The organism is Rufibacter tibetensis, from assembly GCF_001310085.1.
Taxonomy (GTDB): domain Bacteria; phylum Bacteroidota; class Bacteroidia; order Cytophagales; family Hymenobacteraceae; genus Nibribacter; species Nibribacter tibetensis.
The window spans coordinates 3,796,403-3,813,246 of the sequence record NZ_CP012643.1 but is presented as its reverse complement, the minus strand read 5'-3'; the positions used below and the strand labels follow the sequence as shown (position 1 = coordinate 3,813,246).

At 41.9% G+C, this 16,844-nt stretch carries 20 protein-coding genes and 1 tRNA gene; 12 read left to right on the top strand and 9 right to left on the bottom strand.

The window, feature by feature from the left end; genetic code table 11:
• Positions 1 to 23: 23 nt before the first annotated feature.
• Positions 24 to 1,028 carry an ATP-grasp domain-containing protein gene (locus DC20_RS15550; RefSeq protein WP_062544672.1) on the bottom strand — a complete coding sequence of 335 codons (1,005 nt, stop codon included), beginning with the start codon at positions 1,026 to 1,028 and terminating at the stop codon, positions 24 to 26.
• A gap of 17 nt (positions 1,029 to 1,045) precedes the next feature.
• The gene (locus tag DC20_RS15545; protein WP_062544671.1) at positions 1,046 to 1,750 is read right to left on the bottom strand and encodes an esterase family protein; all 705 of its coding nucleotides are present in this window, start codon (positions 1,748 to 1,750) and stop codon (positions 1,046 to 1,048) included.
• Between the two features lie 152 nt (positions 1,751 to 1,902).
• On the opposite strand from DC20_RS15545, the gene DC20_RS15540 reads away from it, so the two are divergent.
• Positions 1,903 to 2,715, top strand: a complete 813-nt coding sequence (locus tag DC20_RS15540; protein WP_062544670.1) for an alpha/beta hydrolase — start codon at positions 1,903 to 1,905, stop codon at positions 2,713 to 2,715.
• 344 nt (positions 2,716 to 3,059) lie between these two features.
• Here the strand turns inward: DC20_RS15540 and DC20_RS15535 are convergent, their stop codons facing one another.
• Positions 3,060 to 3,479 (bottom strand): organic hydroperoxide resistance protein, encoded by a 420-nt coding sequence (locus DC20_RS15535; protein WP_062544669.1) that lies wholly within the window; start codon positions 3,477 to 3,479, stop codon positions 3,060 to 3,062.
• A 178-nt stretch (positions 3,480 to 3,657) separates the two neighbouring features.
• Between DC20_RS15535 and DC20_RS15530 the strand changes: the two genes are divergently transcribed.
• The 11 genes from DC20_RS15530 to DC20_RS15485 all read left to right on the top strand — a co-directional run bounded on the left by DC20_RS15530 (position 3,658) and on the right by DC20_RS15485 (position 10,841).
• Positions 3,658 to 3,729, top strand: a tRNA-Arg gene (locus tag DC20_RS15530).
• Between the two features lie 284 nt (positions 3,730 to 4,013).
• Positions 4,014 to 4,817 carry a hypothetical protein gene (locus tag DC20_RS15525; protein ID WP_157593178.1) on the top strand — a complete coding sequence of 268 codons (804 nt, stop codon included), beginning with the start codon at positions 4,014 to 4,016 and terminating at the stop codon, positions 4,815 to 4,817.
• Positions 4,818 to 5,405: 588 nt separating this feature from the next.
• Positions 5,406 to 5,777, top strand: coding sequence for a hypothetical protein (locus DC20_RS15520; RefSeq protein WP_062544667.1), 372 nt, complete (start codon positions 5,406 to 5,408; stop codon positions 5,775 to 5,777).
• 33 nt (positions 5,778 to 5,810) lie between these two features.
• Positions 5,811 to 6,050: a hypothetical protein gene (locus tag DC20_RS15515; RefSeq protein ID WP_062544666.1), complete on the top strand. Its 240-nt coding sequence runs from the start codon at positions 5,811 to 5,813 to the stop codon at positions 6,048 to 6,050.
• Positions 6,051 to 6,680: 630 nt separating this feature from the next.
• Positions 6,681 to 7,013 carry a hypothetical protein gene (locus DC20_RS15510; protein WP_062544665.1) on the top strand — a complete coding sequence of 111 codons (333 nt, stop codon included), beginning with the start codon at positions 6,681 to 6,683 and terminating at the stop codon, positions 7,011 to 7,013.
• Positions 7,014 to 7,223: 210 nt separating this feature from the next.
• Positions 7,224 to 7,610: a hypothetical protein gene (locus DC20_RS15505; RefSeq protein ID WP_062544664.1), complete on the top strand. Its 387-nt coding sequence runs from the start codon at positions 7,224 to 7,226 to the stop codon at positions 7,608 to 7,610.
• Between the two features lie 309 nt (positions 7,611 to 7,919).
• The gene (locus DC20_RS15500) at positions 7,920 to 8,171 is read left to right on the top strand and encodes a hypothetical protein (RefSeq protein WP_062544663.1); all 252 of its coding nucleotides are present in this window, start codon (positions 7,920 to 7,922) and stop codon (positions 8,169 to 8,171) included.
• Positions 8,172 to 8,920: 749 nt separating this feature from the next.
• Complete coding sequence (locus DC20_RS15495; RefSeq protein WP_062544662.1) at positions 8,921 to 9,475, top strand: GNAT family N-acetyltransferase; 555 nt, start codon at positions 8,921 to 8,923, stop codon at positions 9,473 to 9,475.
• Between the two features lie 31 nt (positions 9,476 to 9,506).
• The gene (locus tag DC20_RS23670; protein ID WP_316934527.1) at positions 9,507 to 9,773 is read left to right on the top strand and encodes a class I SAM-dependent methyltransferase; all 267 of its coding nucleotides are present in this window, start codon (positions 9,507 to 9,509) and stop codon (positions 9,771 to 9,773) included.
• On the top strand, positions 9,727 to 10,110 hold the full coding sequence (locus DC20_RS23450) for a methyltransferase domain-containing protein (RefSeq protein WP_245652227.1): 384 nt from the start codon (positions 9,727 to 9,729) through the stop codon (positions 10,108 to 10,110). The genes DC20_RS23670 and DC20_RS23450 overlap by 47 nt, the downstream gene beginning before the upstream one ends.
• Positions 10,111 to 10,349: 239 nt before the next feature.
• Positions 10,350 to 10,841 carry an ankyrin repeat domain-containing protein gene (locus tag DC20_RS15485; RefSeq protein WP_062544661.1) on the top strand — a complete coding sequence of 164 codons (492 nt, stop codon included), beginning with the start codon at positions 10,350 to 10,352 and terminating at the stop codon, positions 10,839 to 10,841.
• 249 nt (positions 10,842 to 11,090) lie between these two features.
• Here DC20_RS15485 and DC20_RS15480 read toward each other — a convergent pair whose 3' ends face one another.
• The 6 genes from DC20_RS15480 to DC20_RS15455 form a co-directional block, all read right to left on the bottom strand.
• A complete protein-coding gene (locus DC20_RS15480) occupies positions 11,091 to 11,978 on the bottom strand; it encodes an alpha/beta fold hydrolase (RefSeq protein ID WP_062545994.1) in 888 nt (295 codons plus the stop codon).
• A 327-nt stretch (positions 11,979 to 12,305) separates the two neighbouring features.
• Positions 12,306 to 12,905: a hypothetical protein gene (locus tag DC20_RS15475; protein WP_062544660.1), complete on the bottom strand. Its 600-nt coding sequence runs from the start codon at positions 12,903 to 12,905 to the stop codon at positions 12,306 to 12,308.
• Between the two features lie 473 nt (positions 12,906 to 13,378).
• Positions 13,379 to 14,713 carry an NAD(P)/FAD-dependent oxidoreductase gene (locus DC20_RS15470; protein ID WP_062545993.1) on the bottom strand — a complete coding sequence of 445 codons (1,335 nt, stop codon included), beginning with the start codon at positions 14,711 to 14,713 and terminating at the stop codon, positions 13,379 to 13,381.
• Between the two features lie 321 nt (positions 14,714 to 15,034).
• Positions 15,035 to 15,313, bottom strand: a complete 279-nt coding sequence (locus DC20_RS15465) for a hypothetical protein (RefSeq protein WP_062544659.1) — start codon at positions 15,311 to 15,313, stop codon at positions 15,035 to 15,037.
• Positions 15,314 to 15,536: 223 nt separating this feature from the next.
• Positions 15,537 to 15,947, bottom strand: coding sequence for a hypothetical protein (locus tag DC20_RS15460; protein ID WP_062544658.1), 411 nt, complete (start codon positions 15,945 to 15,947; stop codon positions 15,537 to 15,539).
• 362 nt (positions 15,948 to 16,309) lie between these two features.
• Positions 16,310 to 16,519 carry a hypothetical protein gene (locus tag DC20_RS15455; protein ID WP_062544657.1) on the bottom strand — a complete coding sequence of 70 codons (210 nt, stop codon included), beginning with the start codon at positions 16,517 to 16,519 and terminating at the stop codon, positions 16,310 to 16,312.
• Positions 16,520 to 16,844: the final 325 nt, after the last annotated feature.

The window sequence follows — 16,844 nt, the reverse complement described above, 5'->3', positions numbered from 1 at the left end:
ATTACGTTTTAGAGGATACCAGATTAGCTTTTCGCTTTAGTTGTTCTTGCCGCTTTAACAGGTGCGCCGCCGCCAATCAAAGGAGCCTTAGCAGCGCCGCTCGTGACAAACTTACCCCAGGTAAGGTTATCTGCGTTGGGCCAATGGTGTTTCGCTCTCTGAATGGCATAAGAAGCAGCCGTTTCTACTACCCATTCAAAGTTCTCCTCGCCCACGCTGGTAAGTTCTGCGTCTGGTGCCGGGTTACAGAAGTCAATGGCGTACGGAATACCATCTCTGATGGCAAATTCCACGGTGTTGAAGTCATAACCCAGGTACTGGTTTAGGGTAATCACGTACTCACGCACTTTGTCCAGAATAGCTTTAGCAGCCGGTGCTTTGCCGTGCTCGTACCGCAAATGGTGCGGATTGCGGGGCTCATATTGCATGATGCGCACGTGCTCTCCGCCAATGCAGTAGCACCGGAAATAATCATCAAAAATAATTTCCTCCTGCAGCATCATGACCAATTGACCAGTTTGATTGAATTTGTCAAAGAAATCTTCTGCGTCATGCAGCTTGTAAACGTCTCTCCAACCACCACCGTCATAGGGCTTCATGTACGCTGGGAAACCTACGTAATTGAAGATACCTTCCCAATCCAGCGGGAAACTCAGGTTCCGGAAAGAGTTGCCGTTGGTATCATCGGGCATGTCGCGCGATGGAAGCAAAACCGTTTTTGGCACCGGAATACCCAATTTTACTGCCAAGGCGTTGTTGAAGAACTTTTCATCTGCGCTCCACCAGAATGGGTTATTGATGACCGCAGTACCGGTCATGGCTGCGTTTTTCAGCATGGCCCGGTAAAAAGGCACGCTTTGGGAAATACGGTCTACAATGACATCATAACCATTGCTTTCGCCCTGCATGACTTTGTCAATATGGACAAACTCTGCCGTAATGCCTTTCTCCTTTTTTTGGTTGATACGGTCCACAAACGCCTGCGGAAAAGTTTTTTCCTGCCCGAATAGAATTCCTATTTTTTTCATAGTGCTTACTGTTACTGTTAGATCTGAGATAAATAATGCGGAAACATCTCGCGCCAAACAGACCAGTCATGCACTGCGTTGGGCCGTATGTCAAGCCAATGGTTTATGCCTTTGCCATTCAGAATGGCGGAGAGAATATGATTTGATTCAAGGCAGATATCATAATCAGAAGTGCCCAGAATGATTTTTAGCTGCCATAAAGCGGGATCTGTGGCATGGCGCACAAATTCAATGGGGTTGTTATAATAGACATCATCACTATAGAAATCATCTACCTGGCCCCTGATGTCAAAAGCCCCACTCATGCTATACATGTGGCTTACCCTGTCTGGGTGTTTGAAGGCGAAATTAGCCGCGTGGTACCCGCCAAAACTACAGCCTGCCACACAGACTTTGCTGTGCCCCGTCTCCTGCATTGCCCAGGGCGCCAATTCATGGTACAACATTTGATCATACCATATGTGGTTTTTCACGCGGTCAGCCGGATGCACTCCTTTATTGTACCAACTTTGGGCATCAATAGAGTCTATGCAGTAAATCTTTACTTTGCCCTCGTTTATGAAACAGGCGGCACTTTCAATGAGTTTGAAATCTTTGTTTTCATAATATCTGCCCTTTGAGGTGGGGAAGAGAATAACCGGGTATCCGCTGTCGCCGTAGACCAACATCTCTATGTCTTGGCTTAGCTGCTGCGAATACCATTTGTGATACTGCTCTTTCATTCGTCTCAGTATTTATTCTGGTATGTTACGCAGTTGATTTACAATAGGATATTTAAAATGATCTGTAATTAAAAAAACATGTTCTAATCTTAGTTGTTTTATATGTTACAGTTAGCCCCTTATTTTTGTAGGATTACCCTTATTACAATAAAATGCTTTTAGATTTTACAGTGTCCGAAGTGAGTATCCAGGTGGAGGAGCTAACGGTAAATTCGGAAATACTAAACAGAGAAGTAGAATGCGTACTATACCTGCCAGACATGGAAGGTGTGGTAGAGCCCCTGCATTTGCTTCTGATCAATGATGGGCAGGATTTAGAAACCATGCAGTATGAACAAATCCTGCAGCCTTTGTATAAAAAGAACCAGATCAGTCCCATTTTAACAGTGGGTATCAAAGCGGGTGACCGTTTACAGGAATTTGGCATTTCGGGCACTCCAGACTACAAAGGTAGAGGAGCCGAGGCCGGAAAATACCGGCAGTTTGTGGTGGAGGAACTATTGCCCGCCTTTTATAAGAAAACCAATATCTCTGAATTTGCAAGCTCCTCTATTATTGGGTTCTCCTTAGGAGCAGTATCTGCCTTTGATATAGCCTGGCACCATGCAAACATCTTTTCTAAGGTAGGGGCTTTTTCTGGCGCATTCTGGTGGAGAAGCAAGGAAGCCAAAAAAGGCGCTCCAGACAAAAACCGGATTGTTCATAAACTAATCAAATCAACTCAGGAGAAACCATCCCTGAAGTTTTGGTTTGAAGCCGGCACTCAGGATGAAAAATCTGACAGGAACCAGAACGGCATCATTGACTCCATAGATGACACCACCAGCCTGCTCAATGAACTTTACAAAAAAGGCTACGAGAGGAACCTAGACACCAGGTACATGGAAATCATTGGCGGCCGCCATGACGTAGCCACTTGGGCACGGCTGATGCCTTGTTTCCTGCTTTGGGCTTTTGGCAAGTAAATTCCGAACAAGGTTTTATTAGCTAGTGTGTAAAGAGAAACTAAATGTTACTAGAAAGGAGCAGGCTAGGCAAACCCCTCCCTGCTCCTTTTTTATGTTCCAAACCTACAGTATTGTTAGATACAACAAGAAGATACTACCAAAATCACAATGTGTTGCCGTTTACATTTAGCAGCTAGAAGCATTTTTTATCACAAGCTTAGCTGGCAAAACACTTATAGGATATCCCCTTCCTTTTAGGTAATATATGTCTTTTTTTTAAACCCCACAAAAAACGGGAGCTGCTTAAAAAGCAGCTCCCGTTTTTTGTGGGGTTTAAAAAAACTAAGCTTGAAGCCGGCAGCCTAATCAAGCACGTTAAGTTTTACTTCTATATTTCCTTTTGTACCAACTGAGTACGGGCAAACTTCATGGGCTTGGGCTACCAGTTCCTCCGCTTTGGCTTTATCTACCCCGTCCACTTTCACATCTAACTGTACAGACAGGCCGTAGCGGCCGTCATCAAACTGATCAAGGCCTACGTGAGAAGTAACGGTTGAATTTTCATCCAGCCTGATCTGCTGCTTACTGGCCACTAACTGTAGCGCACTTTGAAAGCAAGCTGCATAGCCTGCGGCAAACAGCTGCTCTGGGTTGGTCGCTCCGCCTTTTCCGCCTAATCCTTCAGGCAGACGTACCGGCATGTCAATGATGCCGTCAGTTGATTTTACCTGGCCATTGCGGCCTCCAGTGGCGGTAACTTCCGCCGTGTACACTCTTTTCATAGGTTTCGTCTTAGGTAACAAGTATTTATCTTCTCTTCTAAACTGTTAAAAGCCGAAAATGTTAGCCCCTAATGTATTCCGTTCCTGATTAAGGCGTCTTTTTCTGGAAAGGCTTAAAAAACGGGAAGACAGTTTTCTTTCTTGCCCTGCATTTCCTACATTTGCCCTCGCAATACCAGGCCGCGTAGTACAACGGATAGTATTGGAGTTTCCGAAGCTCTCGATCCAGGTTCGATTCCTGGCGCGGCCACAAGATTGAGAAGCCCTCTTAACTGGATGTTGAGAGGGCTTTTTGCGTTCAAATTTGTATGGCAAGCTTATTGACAAATCATCTCACGACGAAATAGAAAATTTCATAGCACAACATGCTTCTAATAATTAGGAATTCAGCTACTCTAACTTTGTGCGTACCATCAAAAGATTGTAGTAGAAGTTTGCAATGCACCCGAGTTCGGCAAGGAGAAGTGCCTTAATTTTAGAATTGAAAGCAGAAGAAAACCTACCTACAGCTAATTAGCCAAGTATTATCACTTGATGAAGAAAGAGTATATAAATAAAGGAATCTGCATTTGGTGCCTGAAAGGTAAACCAGACGGTAAAACGTTTAAGAACCGTCCCCATATAATTACCAGACAGGTAGGTAACACCAATGTTGGATTTGATATTTGCGATGAATGCAATTTTTACTTTGGCACTTCTGGCAAAATAGACCAATTCACCGTATCTCCTGAGATTGCCTTTGCTGAGATAGTTAATTCCATCAACTTCCTGGCGAAGCCTTCTAAAAATGAACTCTCCTACCTCGAACTACAGGCAAAGTACTTCCGCTATTATCACGCTACAGGCATTTTAGAACTGAAGAAAGCTTTTCAGGTTAGGCCAAATTTTGTAAAGGATTTTACCAGGCAATTCAAAAGAGGAATCTACGAAGCATTCCTTCAGGAATATCACTTCATTACTACTCAGGGCCTAGACAGCGCATTTAAAAAAGTTAGAAATTTTGCTCGGTGGAACATGGGCGACTTGCCCGTTTACTTTCTCAAAATCAACAGCAATCCTTCTCCTACAATTAAACCAACCTGGCCTGCCCCTATTCTTACAGAGCACTCACTAGCGCACATAAATGAATTTGGCTTTTGCCAACTAGAGGTACCGGGGTACATTTTCTTTCTGGAAGCCACCCCTAATGCTGCTTCAACCAGAAACTCATACCTAAAAAAAGAATACCAAAAGCTAGCAGTCTCCAAAATGTCAGTAGGCAAAATTATGAGAATGGACACTATAATAGGCTTAGGGTTCACTAGGCGTACCCTTACCCCCAAGATCAGGAGGAGCTAACTCCTCAACAGGATTTCTACCCAACACTGCACCTTTCACTCAGACCAACTGAGTTGATTCCTTATAGTGTCCGATTCACTTTCATCTACTACTAGAAGGTGTTGTAAAGAAAAACAGTAGAGCATGCAGAAAAAATTAAATACTTATGTCCCACAGCCTCTAAAAATAACTTTTTATATCTCAACCCATTTTTCACGCCCCCTTATTTAAGCGACAAAACGGCTGATTTGGCCCCTCTAATCAGAACCTTCAAATTTACTACATCCAAACAGCCGCCATGCTGCATACTGGAAAAACTACAAAATAACAAGTTCATATACTAAACTTTACAGCACATTCTATAATGGAAAGTATTCAAGCAACTGTCTTTCATTATTTTTGGTACAATTGTGAGTTATGGCACTTTGTCATACAAGTCCGTAAAGAAGTCAAATGACAGAATAGTTAAAATTCAGTTTTTTGAATAATCAAGTATATGAGACTATAAATAAAAATTTAAAGTGTAAACTATTTTTATAAATTGAGGCCTCAAAGCCACTTACAGGGCGATAAAACCTAACAACTGTAAGCTATATACACTAATTATTCATGGAACTGGAACAAAGCATTGACATGCTGCTAGAGATTCTGCTAAACTTTGTACAAAATGCAGAACAGGAAAAAGTAATTAAATCAGAAATAAATAATCTAATAAACCAGGCTTATACAGAACTTGGACATTACGAGGCCAGATTTCATGATCAACCTGTTTTACTTCACGCACAAATTGGAGTGTTGGAGGCAAAAATTCTAGTGTTGAACAAAAAATACCGAGAAGCAGCCCTTACGACACGCTCTGTCTTGTCCGCTTTCATACAGGAGAACCACAAACTGTTTGAAATTGCTCCTAAGTATTTGATTTTTGAAGATGGGTCAGGTTTCGTCCGGTTACCTGAGCACACTTTTTCAACCATCAAATAGAAAGCTTATAGACGCAAACTCTACTCAGAACTATTGATTATAAATTCTCCCTTTAAAGAAGAAGCTTTTGCCTATGACCATACTTTTGATAGAATTGTGTACTTCTCCAACATGCTGGAATTAGCCAAATCACAGATAGAAACTGGAGGTGTACAAGAAGGGCTTTGGTTTGGCAAATCAGTAATCTCCTTCTTTCTAGAAGGCACCTCGGCCTCCACTTCTTCCTGTACTAACCAAAAGTTTAATAACACTAAGAAAACTGACCGCTTATAGAACCTCCAAAAGGAAACGGTACTATTAAAGAAAACAAAGATTACGCTTTTAGGTGATTGCCTGTAAGACCTTTTAGAATTATCCACAAAAGAGCAATAACAGTTATTGATTTTAATCACTTGTTAACTCCCTTTTAAGGTCGAAACAAGCGTTATGAACCGGAGTTCTGTAAAGCTTTTTTTATGAAGAAGAGAATTAGTTCTTCACGCTTCACTTCTTCATGAATCTACTTACAATTTGTTCAGAATAAGGGGATTACAAATTTAAAACTATTATAATCATTCGCTAAAGCTTCTAAAAGAGATATGCTAAAAAGACTAAAACTGCCTTTAACGTTTAAAAACAACTTTTGTTTTTAACAAAAACTATGGTATCCTTAGACTTTTCCCTATATTGTTACAAGAATTAAGACTGCAAGTAAATTTTAGTAAAAAATTGTACAATATACATTAGAGTCCTATATTGCAGCACAAAGGACCTAAAGAACTGAATTACAGTTGTTAATATTACAGGTACTTAAATCGGGGGTAATCAAAGCCCACTTTCTTAATACCTTAAAAGACAAAATAAAGAAACAGGCGCTTAAGCCTTAAATAATTGTAAACGGCCTTAAAAAGGATTTATCTAGTTATGGAATTAAGAGAAGAGACCATCCAGACTTTACAACACATCTTAGAAGACCTGGAAACCTGTACAACTCATGATACAGACGTTGCCCCTGCTCTCATGAGTTCGCTTCAGGAAATTGAAAAAGTTATTCAGCACCTGATGCAACGGACCTCTATAGACCAACCAGCCTTTCAACGGGTGGTGTTCTTGTCCAGAATGTTGGAATTGTCTAAAAAAGAAATCTCCGGAGGTAAAATTCAGGATGGTCTGTGGTTTGGCAGATCAGTGATCACGTTTCTTTTGACCGGAACTTCAGCGGGCGCCGTTCCGGTTACCGCCGAACGTTACCACTAATTCTAAATTTTTAAGGCTGAGAGCCAGCTAGTGGACACATACCAAGGTATCCACTAGCTGGCTTTTTTTGTCCTGTCCTTCTTCAATTCCCTGCCTTAGTCCATTAGGAATATGTACCTTTGTGCTCTCTTTCAACTGGCTGCCACTAACCAACTTCATAGGAATCAAGGTAAAGAGTTGATTGCAATTTAAAGCAAACTCTCCCCTTTTATGAAAGTGACTCTGTACTGTGCTGCACTCTTGGTTCTATTCGGTTGCAATCCTAGCCAGCCCACTTCTGTGCAGATGACTTCGTTCAAGGTGTTAGATCAGAATAAGTTTGAAATGTGCTTTAATAAGGAGGTAGAAGGCATTTATTCTATTGTTATTAAAACCAAAGCTGGCAAGGAAGTAAAAAGAGCAGGAAGGATGATGGGCGAGGGTAAGAAATGTTTTCAGGACCTGAAGATGCAACACTCTACCAGTTCATACACAACCGCTCAAACCCGTTTTTATCAGGATTCTCTGATAAACCAAAACATCTCTTCCGTGAAGTGGAACATCACCCGACGGTATTATGAAGAACCTTATGCTGAAGGAGAATATCTAATCAAATAAACTTAAGCATTCCGTAGCCTTGGTGGGTCCCCTTCATTCTGATCAAGGCAAACTGTTTCTACATAAGGTAAGAATGAAGGTTCATCTATAACATTTCGCTTCTATTTTCAATAAAACAGTCCTAAAACAGAAAAGCTCCAGTACTGTATCCGAAAGTTGGATAGCTCAGCAGTAAAGCACCACTCACAATTCGGAACTCTATTGTAATAATTTTAAAATATGTCAGACTAATTATAAGAAAGCAGCTTCTTTCACCCAAAGAATGAAATTCTGTTTGTCTAATCTTCAGCTTTTGCAAATGTCCTCCCTATGAACGTGCTCACCCTCAACCTCTCTGATGCAGTTAAAATAGAAGTAGACAACTCTTACACAGGAGTAGAGACCATTAAGTATAATGGGGAGATCGTCTCAGAAAAGAAATCGCTTTTAGGTGAAAACCACACCTTTGAACGGGAAGAACAAGGGGAACTTGCTAAGTACGAGGTACGAATCAGCATTAAACATTTTTCACGGGTGGGCATTGACATCTACCGGAACAACAAGGTTCTGCTGCTAAGCTAGCCTTTACCCATATTTATATTCTCATGAGAGCAAGTTAAAGCATTCCAAAATAATTATTTACAACTCAAGTAGTGGATCTTAGTTTCTCTTATTCGAAATAACTTGAGTTTTCCTTTCATCCTCCTGCATAGCTTCTAATCCTAAGTTTTCAATTTTTCACCTCGTGGTAATTTATAGCCTTAGCTGTTGATTGCAGGTCGTTTTCACTTTAATTCTGGCAGCCTTTCTTTGATTTACAGGAATAGTTTACCAAACCTCGTATAGAAGAGAGATTGTTAGGATTAGTTGACTAATAGATAGCCTTTGCTAATACATTGTTTATCTGTATATTTCTCTACCTTCATTCAACAACTCCAGAATTAAAATTTACTATCATGGCCAAAGGAAAGACACCCACCAAAGAAAAAAGCAAAAAGGAACCTACCAAGACCCTGAAGGAAAAAAGGGCTGAGAAACAGCAAAAAAGAGATTCTAAAAGAGACTAACCTTTTCATTGACCACCAGATGAAGCCTCTGGAAAGACTGCGGAAGGAAACTATATCCCTACCTCTGTCCTTTCAGAGGCTTTGTTTTTTGAATGACTCTACTAATCCATTATTTGCCACACTATTAGAAAGTTTAAAAACAAAGTAGTTTATTAGAAGTAGTTTTCCTCAAGTATGCCTATTGACAAATCACCTTACTTGTCTAAATGAGAAAAGGTAAAGGTCACACTTTCTTTTATCTTACCTTTCAAAGCAGCCAGGCACATGAGCACTACTCCGTCCTTAGCAATAAGAGAGATTCAGGAACAAGACGTTGAACCTTTGGTGCAATATTGGTTTGACGCCACCCCTACCTTTCTAGAGGGAATGGGAGTTGATCTATCTAAAATGCCTACCAGAGAAGAATGGAAGCAGATGCTGTTTGCTCAGATACACAAGCCACTGGAAGAAAAGAATTCATACTGCCTTATCTGGCTAGCTGATGGAATACCGGTGGGTCATTCAAATGCTAACAAAATACTTTTTGGAGAAGAAGCGTACATGCACCTACATCTTTGGAAACCAGATCTCCGCCAGAAGGGAATAGGTTCTTCTTTTATTCAACTCACCCTTCTTCACTTCTTTCAGAAGCTTCAACTTAAACGATTGTATTGTGAGCCGTACGCCCTAAATCCTGCACCTAACAGAACACTGGAGAAAGCAGGGTTCCGGCTAGTGAAAGAGTATGTGACTACTCCTGGCTGGATAAATTCTGAGCAACCCGTTAAACGTTGGAAGATGACCTTCACTCAATTTCAGGAAGGACTTCACACTCATTAAATCCAGATAACCTTATGAACGCTTATAATGCCTGGTCCCCGCGCACGACACCAACCACAACAAAACACATGACCTGGAGGCTCAGTCCCTAAGGAATACTCTAGCTTCCCTCCCCTTTCACCGATGTCTTGAGATTGGCTGCGGAACCGGCAAGAACACCCAATGGTTGGCTGAAAAAGCGCAGAATGTCACAGGAGTAGATTTATCTGAAGAAATGCTCAGCAAACCCCGGAAAAAGGTAACTGCTTCCAATGTTCAGTTCACTCCAGGCAGACATCACCTCTCTTTGGACATTTAGAGATACCCTTTATGACCTGATTACCTTTTCCTTAGTGTTAGAGCACATAGAGAAACTGGAACACATCTTTCAGGAAACTGCAGTTGCTTTGGTTCCAGGAGGCTACGTGTACCTGGGTGAGCTCCATCCGTTCAAACAATACTCCGGCACTAAAGCCCGCTTTGATACAGAAGCCTGCAGACAAGTGGTTCCCTGTTTCACCCACCACGTCTCTGAGTTTACCCAAACCGCGAAAAGACATGGCTTGGAAGTGATACACCTTCAGGAGTACTTTGACAACAATGACACCTCTACCCTTCCCAGAATCCTGACTATTCTCTTTAAGAAGAAGTCATGACCTTAACAGGAGAAAACAAGTTAGTATGGACAGAAACTATGATCAAACTTGTTTTACAGTTGTTATTCTAAAAGGAAGCGAAAAACAACAATTACAAAGTTGACTGCCTCGTCTTTCTACAAGAATGAAAACTTTCTTCCTTTAAATCAGACTGAACCTAAAAGAGTGAGTTCAAAACATAGACATTATTATATATATTTCGTAAAAGGGTTCTACGAGCATTATAAATACTAAACCCTATGGATTTTACCTCCACAAGAATTGAAGACGTCTTGTTTGATGCTGCCCGCCAAGGCGACGTAGTTACCATACAGGAATTGATTGCAGAAGGCGCCGACATTAACACACAGAATGGCCGTGGCTTCACTCCCCTCATATTAGCTTCTTATGAAGGCCATTATGAAGCCACCAAAGCGCTGTTAGACGCCGGTGCTGATGTCAACATTCAGGACATGAGCGGCAACACGGCGTTGATGGGTTTATGCTTTAAAGGCTACGCCGATATTGCAGAACTTCTCATCTCCCGAGGTGCCGACCTTAACATACAGAATTACAGCGGAGGCACCGCCCTAATGTTTGCCACTATGTTCGGACGTCATGAACTGGTAAGAATAGTAGCAGAACACGGCGCTGACCAAAGCCTCAGAGACAGTCGTGGCCTTACTGCCCTGGAAATGGCAGAGAAGATTGGAAACGAAGAAGCTCTCAAGATTCTCCAACCAGAAAGCTAGAAGTTTCTACAGGGTTACTTGTTTAAAAAGTAGCCAGAAAACAGGTGAAGCAGGAAGCATTTTACCTTTTATTCCTATTGATCAGTTCGTTCTAATAGCGGAAAAGGAAAACTCCGATCGTAATCTGGTCGGAGTTTTCCTTTTGTTTATTTTTTAATCTATTGAAAAGTGGCAAAGCGGCTTATTGCTACTTCTTACTACCTCTAACTTTTACAGTTTTTTAAAAAATTGTCAATAACATGAAGAGACTTATCTGTTCCTATTAAGTTCAGCCTGTTGGACTACTTTGTCAGCAATTTCTTTCCACTGATCCTCCTGCAGCAAGTGCTTTCCTTTTACCAAATGCATTTGACTTGGGCGGGCTAATCTTTCTATTTCCTTTCCATAGCGTTCATACGTAAGCGCCGGGTCTTCCCCTCCCCAGATTGCTTGAATAGGATAAGGAACGTTTTGCACTGCCTTCAAACAAAGCTGCCTAAACTCTTCCCGATGATCAAAATTGCGCATGATCTTTAGGAAAGCAGCACCATTGTCCTCGCGTTTAAGCAGATCTACGTACGCATAGGCCTCCTCCTTAGGGATTCCCTCGGTGTCTGAAACAGCTAAGTTTGAAAACAGAAGGTACCAGGTGGTATGTTGCACAGTAGCCAGTTGCGCCTCTCCCAACAGTGGCTTTTCAAAGGGACGCATGGGCAAGGGTTTCTCGAAGCTCACCACATCAATCCACGTATTAAGAATGGTTAAGGACAAAATAGAATCTGGGTTTTGAGCAGCCAGTGCAAACCCAATAGGGCCTCCAATGTCATGTACCACCAGATGGTATTTCTCTAACCCCAGCTTTTCTGCCGCCTTGGCCAGGAAACGAGCGAAATTAGGAAACGAATATTCAAACTCTTTAGGCCGATCAGATAAACCTAGCCCCGGCAAATCAACACAGATACCTCTAAAGCCTTGGTGCGCTAGTTCTGCTATGACTTTGCGGTATAAAAAAGAAGAGGTAGGCACCCCATGCACACAGAATACCGCCTCTCCACTGCCTTGGTCCAGGGCGAAAGCTCTTACCCCTTCTACTTCCAGAAACGTGCCGTTGCTTTTATGATTTTCCAGTACCTGATCAACTGTTAGTTCCTGCTTCATATAGTCTCCTTTTTTCTTAAGCTTTACGCTGTACAAGAACTTTGGTAAGAGGAAATTCAAATTGGGTGGTTGTCTTCTGCTCACCATAACAGCACTCTTCAACTTAAAACCACGAGCATAAAAAGGCTGCTTTAAGGTCGTTTTACAGAAAACACCTTCAAAGCAGCCTTCTTTGTTTTATCTGGTATATCAAACCTTTGCAAGAAAAAGCACCCACTTAAATCAAAGGTGTGTGCAAGACATATCTTGCTTCTGACAATTGGGCGTTAAAAGCCAAGGCAAGAGTTACTGAATTAATTAGCTTCTTTTCGAGCAAATGGCTATCCCCTACCTGCCTCTTGAAGGAAGGTAAATCTGGAAGGCTACTCCCAATGAAAGACCAGTAGAACCGGAGGTGCCAGAGCCCACATCAATGTTAGCGTGGCTCCGTACCAAATTCAGTGTTCCCTCTAAAGAAACGTTAGTGGCTACAAAGTGGGCGTATCCGGCCCGCACTCCATATACCGTTGATAACAACCTATCGCCATCAGAGTCTTCCTGATTGCTTCCGGCAAAACCTACTAAAGCTTCACCAAACCAGCGGTGGGTAGGAGCTGCACCTTCGGGGAAGAAGTACCTTACAAATGGGGTGAGCCCGTAGCGGAATAACTCTCCTCCATCATAGGCCTCTAAACCCAGCTGTACCTGGGTTCCAATAACGGCATTGTCACTGATAAAAAATCCAGCTCTTGGCTCAATCTCTAATGAGAACGTTTCAGATTTAAAATTATGACCAATAGAACCAATACCAGCCCCAATCATCCAGTTTCCTTGTCTTATAGCTGTCTCCTGAACAGGCGCGGTACTTTGCGGAGGGGTGATGGTTTGGGCAGTTAAATTGAAGACTGCCACAAGCAACAAAGTGAACGTGAGTAAAAGTTTTTTCATGATTTCAATTTTTAGTTAAACAATACTTCTATTTATAACGTATTGATTTTCAATAGGTCTAGATAAAAAGTAGGTATTTTCAGCTAAAATCGATGATAACCCAAGAAGAAAGGATCTGCAGAAGCGTTTGAAGCAGCTTTTTCTAAAACAGCTCCAAAACCAGCAATCACGAAGCACTTTAGCCTGGTATAAGTTTTTTTAGAATCAAAGAGGTGTAACAAGAAAATGAATGAAGGGAAAACACATAAGGGCAGGCGAATCACCGCAGACCTAGAAAATAAAAAAGCAGGTTCCATTATAAGGATCTGCTTTCTATTTAAGGGGTATACTAATCTAAGTGTAAAAGTTTTTAAGAATCAACTTTACCTGAAGGAAACTATGGTGTAGCGAGATGAAGATTCTTCTCTCTTTTGATTTAGCATGATACCAACTAAGTTTTCTGACTACTTAAGGCTTCTGAACTTACCCTGCACTTAGATGACAGTTTTATGGGTAATGGTTTCAGTGATAGGGATGTTCTCCTGCTTGTGCCCTACAATAAGGCGGTTGCCTGAGTTATAGGTGAAGTAGTTCCAGCCCCAGTTCAGCATTACCACCAACCTGTCCCTAAAACTCACCAAGGAAATCAAATGGATGAACATCCAGATGAGCCAGGCAAAAAAGCCTTGGGACTTTATTTCTCTATTGAAAAGTTTTAAATCTGCGACTGCCTTGTTTTTACCAATGGTAGCCATGCTGCCTTGGTCTTTGTACACGAAAGGCTGCATAGGCTCACCAGAAAACAAACGCACCAGGTTTTTGCCCAACAGGGTTCCTTGCTGCAAAGCAGGCTGTGCTAACATGGGGTGCCCTTGGGGGTTTTCAGTAGTAACCATGGCCGCAATGTCACCAATGGCGAACACGTTCTCATAGCCAACCACACGGTTGTACACGTCTACCTGTACCCGGTTGCCTTTCAGGATACTTTCGGGTTTGAGGCCATCAATGGGATTACCAGTTACTCCAGCAGCCCAGATAAGGGTTCGGGTTATAAGGGTTTCCCCGTTATCCAGCGTCACTGTGTATCCGTCGTAAGACTTAACGCGCCGGTTCAACCAAACCTTCACACCCATTTCCTCCAGAAACTGCAGTGACTTCACCGACGCCTCTTTTGACATACCTTTCAGGAGTTCGCCACCACTCTGGATCAGGTGGATGTCCATGGATTGGAAATCCAGCTCTGGATAATCTTTAGGGAATACATGTTTGCGCAATTCGCTTAATGCCCCTGCCAATTCAACCCCGGTAGGTCCGCCGCCCACAATCACGTAGTCCATGAGGCTGTTCATCTGCTCTTCGTCATCCAATTGAAGGGCGTTTTCAAAGTTGCTCAGAATGGTGTTCCGGAGGTTAATGGCATCTTCTACACTTTTCATAGCAATGGCGTTCTCCTCCATGAGCTTATCCCCGAAATAGTTAGTAGTAGCGCCTGTGGCAATAACCAGGTAATCATACCGGATTAGCCCAATGGATGTCTCAACCAATTTTTGAGCGGTATCAATATGCTGCACCTCGGCCAGCCGGAAAAAGAAGTTTTCCTGTTTGTCAAAGACTTTCCGGAACGGATGGATGATGGAATCTGCTTCAATGGCGGCAGTAGCCACCTGGTACATGAGCGGCTGAAACGTGTGGTAGTTTTGTTTGTCAATCAAGATGACTTGCACGTCTGCCTTTTTCAACGATTTGGCCAGCTCCAAACCAGCAAACCCTCCGCCTATGATGACCACTTTAGGTTTTCCGGTATTTTTTATTCTAGCATATTTTGCCATAGATTTCTTCTCAAGCATTTGATACACCATGGCCTCCGTGAGCTGCTTTATGTTTGCTCAGCCTTAATGCCTACTTCAATAAAAATAAAGTTTACGGCCTATTTACGGTGCTGTTCCGGCGAAGATAAGGAAGAGGGAATGGGAAAGGTGTAAAAAGCAAAAGCAAATTCTGGAAAAGCTGCAAAGATTTGCCTGCTTTTCCAGAATTTGCTTGTGCTTCAATGTTTCAATTTTGTTTTAGAGCCTTTTTATAAAATCAGGTTCTAAACTAAAGACATTTCCTTGACTAGGTGATTACAACTAGTGTACTTAGTATATCACTTAGGAGCTTCTTCTTTCTGCTTCTGTTTTAAGCACTTTCAGTTCATCTTTTGCAGCTTTTAGCTTGCTTTTAGCTGCTTTCTCACGCTGTTCCGCGTCTTTTTTTTCTTGCTCAGCCCTATCAACTTCAGCTTCAAGAGATTCTATTCTACGTTGCTGTTCCGCTACAATTGGGTCATTGGAATAGCCGCTCCCTGAAAGAACAGAGCAGCCCATCATAAAGGGGAAAACCATCAGGAGAACAGTAGAGGCAAAGGTGGTATAGAAAGATTTTTTCATAGTTTTATGTGTGGTTTATGGTACTATTACGTACGGGTAAGTCTAAGAAGTTGTTTTAGAGGCACTTCCTTATAATTTATAAAAGGTTGTAGTTTCAACTACAAAGGCAAAACGTTTCCTACTGAAATCAAGGCATAAAAAGACCACCTCCTGTTTTTGGCTTTGTTTTGAGGAAAGAGGCCATAAACAAGAGGTGGGTATTTCAATGGAATTCTATAGGTAGTTACAATGCAGGAAGAGCATCAGCCCTTCTTTTTAAGGTTCTCACCTTGGCTGGGTCCATTTCTTCTGGTCTGGACAAAAGCCCTACCAATAAGCCGGTTACTCCCATGCCTACAAAGGCATTGCGGGCTTTTTCGTTATTAGAAAACCCGAACAGCCAGGGTGCAGCCAGGGCGAACGCGCTGGTGGCAAAGTCTATGCCCAGGTGCAACTTGTACGGCATTACCTGTACAGCGCCCCATTCAGCTTTAGTGACCAAGGCAGACACCAAAGCGTTACCAGCAATGGCGCGGCACAAAGTGGTTGCAGTTTCTTCTTCAGTGAAGCCAGCGGTTTCTGGCATCATAGCCACGGCTGGAATGTAAGCGACTTCTGCAATGCCATGCATTTGCCGGGTGATTGGTTGCCACATGATAGTTTAAGGTTTAAATGAAACAAACGAAGCTGCTACCTCACAGCCTGTATTCCATTTTTGTACGAGACCATGTTTTGTTTGTTCCTGTACACCCCTTAACTACTGAAGTTCTTTTCTTAGAAAGTGTTTTTATAAACGTTATTTTCAGGAAAGCAAGGTAAAGCACATAGAAGCCCTCCATCATTTACACTCCCATAAATGAATGGTGGTTTACTAAGCCTTTGTACTTCTTAAATTAAGCAGTACAAAGGCTTAGTAAACCACCTTCAGGGTGCCTACTTCTTTAAGAAGTAAAGTTTGGGCAAAAAGCTATTTGGAAGGTTTTTCTGTTAAAACTGTTCTAAAACGAGGTTGATAGACTAGCTTTGCGCTCTTGTACCCGGACGTAGTTCCAGGCGGATAAGCGTGGTGAGTCGCTCCCCCAAGGTATCACTGATGTTTTTCAACTCATCCTGGGTGTATTGGTAAAAGTCTAGGCTATTGATGAAATCTACGGCGTCTGAACAAGCTACTAAGTCGGCCTTCTGAATGATGTAAAGCACGGTCTCCAGGGGTATCTTTTTCTTCATACAATTCTATTGATTAGGCTTACTAGGACTAACCTAATTTAAGAATTATAATTCAATATAAAAGCCAAAACATGTAGTAATCAAGCAATTACAGTATTAACCACACCCTCTTTCAGGGGCTAATCTAAAGCATGCCTGGTATTATTTGAAGCCAGATTTTGAGAGCCTTTTGTGAAAACCTGCCTTCAATTAATTTCCTGAAGCATTTAATCTACCCTTCAATTAATTACAATCAAACAAAATATCTTACTACTATGTTATTATATATAAACAAACTAATATAAATTATAAATAATTAATATAAACCGGGTAATTGGATTGGGCT

Bases quoted from the DNA above. Each gene is read 5' to 3' on its own strand.
- DC20_RS15550 (WP_062544672.1), bottom strand. From the start codon at position 1,028: ATGAAAAAAATAGGAATTCTATTCGGGCAGGAAAAAACTTTTCCGCAG.
- DC20_RS15545 (WP_062544671.1), bottom strand. From the start codon at position 1,750: ATGAAAGAGCAGTATCACAAATGGTATTCGCAGCAGCTAAGCCAAGAC.
- DC20_RS15540 (WP_062544670.1), top strand. From the start codon at position 1,903: ATGCTTTTAGATTTTACAGTGTCCGAAGTGAGTATCCAGGTGGAGGAG.
- DC20_RS15535 (WP_062544669.1), bottom strand. From the start codon at position 3,479: ATGAAAAGAGTGTACACGGCGGAAGTTACCGCCACTGGAGGCCGCAAT.
- DC20_RS15525 (WP_157593178.1), top strand. From the start codon at position 4,014: ATGAAGAAAGAGTATATAAATAAAGGAATCTGCATTTGGTGCCTGAAA.
- DC20_RS15520 (WP_062544667.1), top strand. From the start codon at position 5,406: ATGGAACTGGAACAAAGCATTGACATGCTGCTAGAGATTCTGCTAAAC.
- DC20_RS15510 (WP_062544665.1), top strand. From the start codon at position 6,681: ATGGAATTAAGAGAAGAGACCATCCAGACTTTACAACACATCTTAGAA.
- DC20_RS15505 (WP_062544664.1), top strand. From the start codon at position 7,224: ATGAAAGTGACTCTGTACTGTGCTGCACTCTTGGTTCTATTCGGTTGC.
- DC20_RS15500 (WP_062544663.1), top strand. From the start codon at position 7,920: ATGAACGTGCTCACCCTCAACCTCTCTGATGCAGTTAAAATAGAAGTA.
- DC20_RS15495 (WP_062544662.1), top strand. From the start codon at position 8,921: ATGAGCACTACTCCGTCCTTAGCAATAAGAGAGATTCAGGAACAAGAC.
- DC20_RS23450 (WP_245652227.1), top strand. From the start codon at position 9,727: ATGTTCAGTTCACTCCAGGCAGACATCACCTCTCTTTGGACATTTAGA.
- DC20_RS15485 (WP_062544661.1), top strand. From the start codon at position 10,350: ATGGATTTTACCTCCACAAGAATTGAAGACGTCTTGTTTGATGCTGCC.
- DC20_RS15480 (WP_062545994.1), bottom strand. From the start codon at position 11,978: ATGAAGCAGGAACTAACAGTTGATCAGGTACTGGAAAATCATAAAAGC.
- DC20_RS15475 (WP_062544660.1), bottom strand. From the start codon at position 12,905: ATGAAAAAACTTTTACTCACGTTCACTTTGTTGCTTGTGGCAGTCTTC.
- DC20_RS15470 (WP_062545993.1), bottom strand. From the start codon at position 14,713: ATGGCAAAATATGCTAGAATAAAAAATACCGGAAAACCTAAAGTGGTC.
- DC20_RS15465 (WP_062544659.1), bottom strand. From the start codon at position 15,313: ATGAAAAAATCTTTCTATACCACCTTTGCCTCTACTGTTCTCCTGATG.
- DC20_RS15460 (WP_062544658.1), bottom strand. From the start codon at position 15,947: ATGTGGCAACCAATCACCCGGCAAATGCATGGCATTGCAGAAGTCGCT.
- DC20_RS15455 (WP_062544657.1), bottom strand. From the start codon at position 16,519: ATGAAGAAAAAGATACCCCTGGAGACCGTGCTTTACATCATTCAGAAG.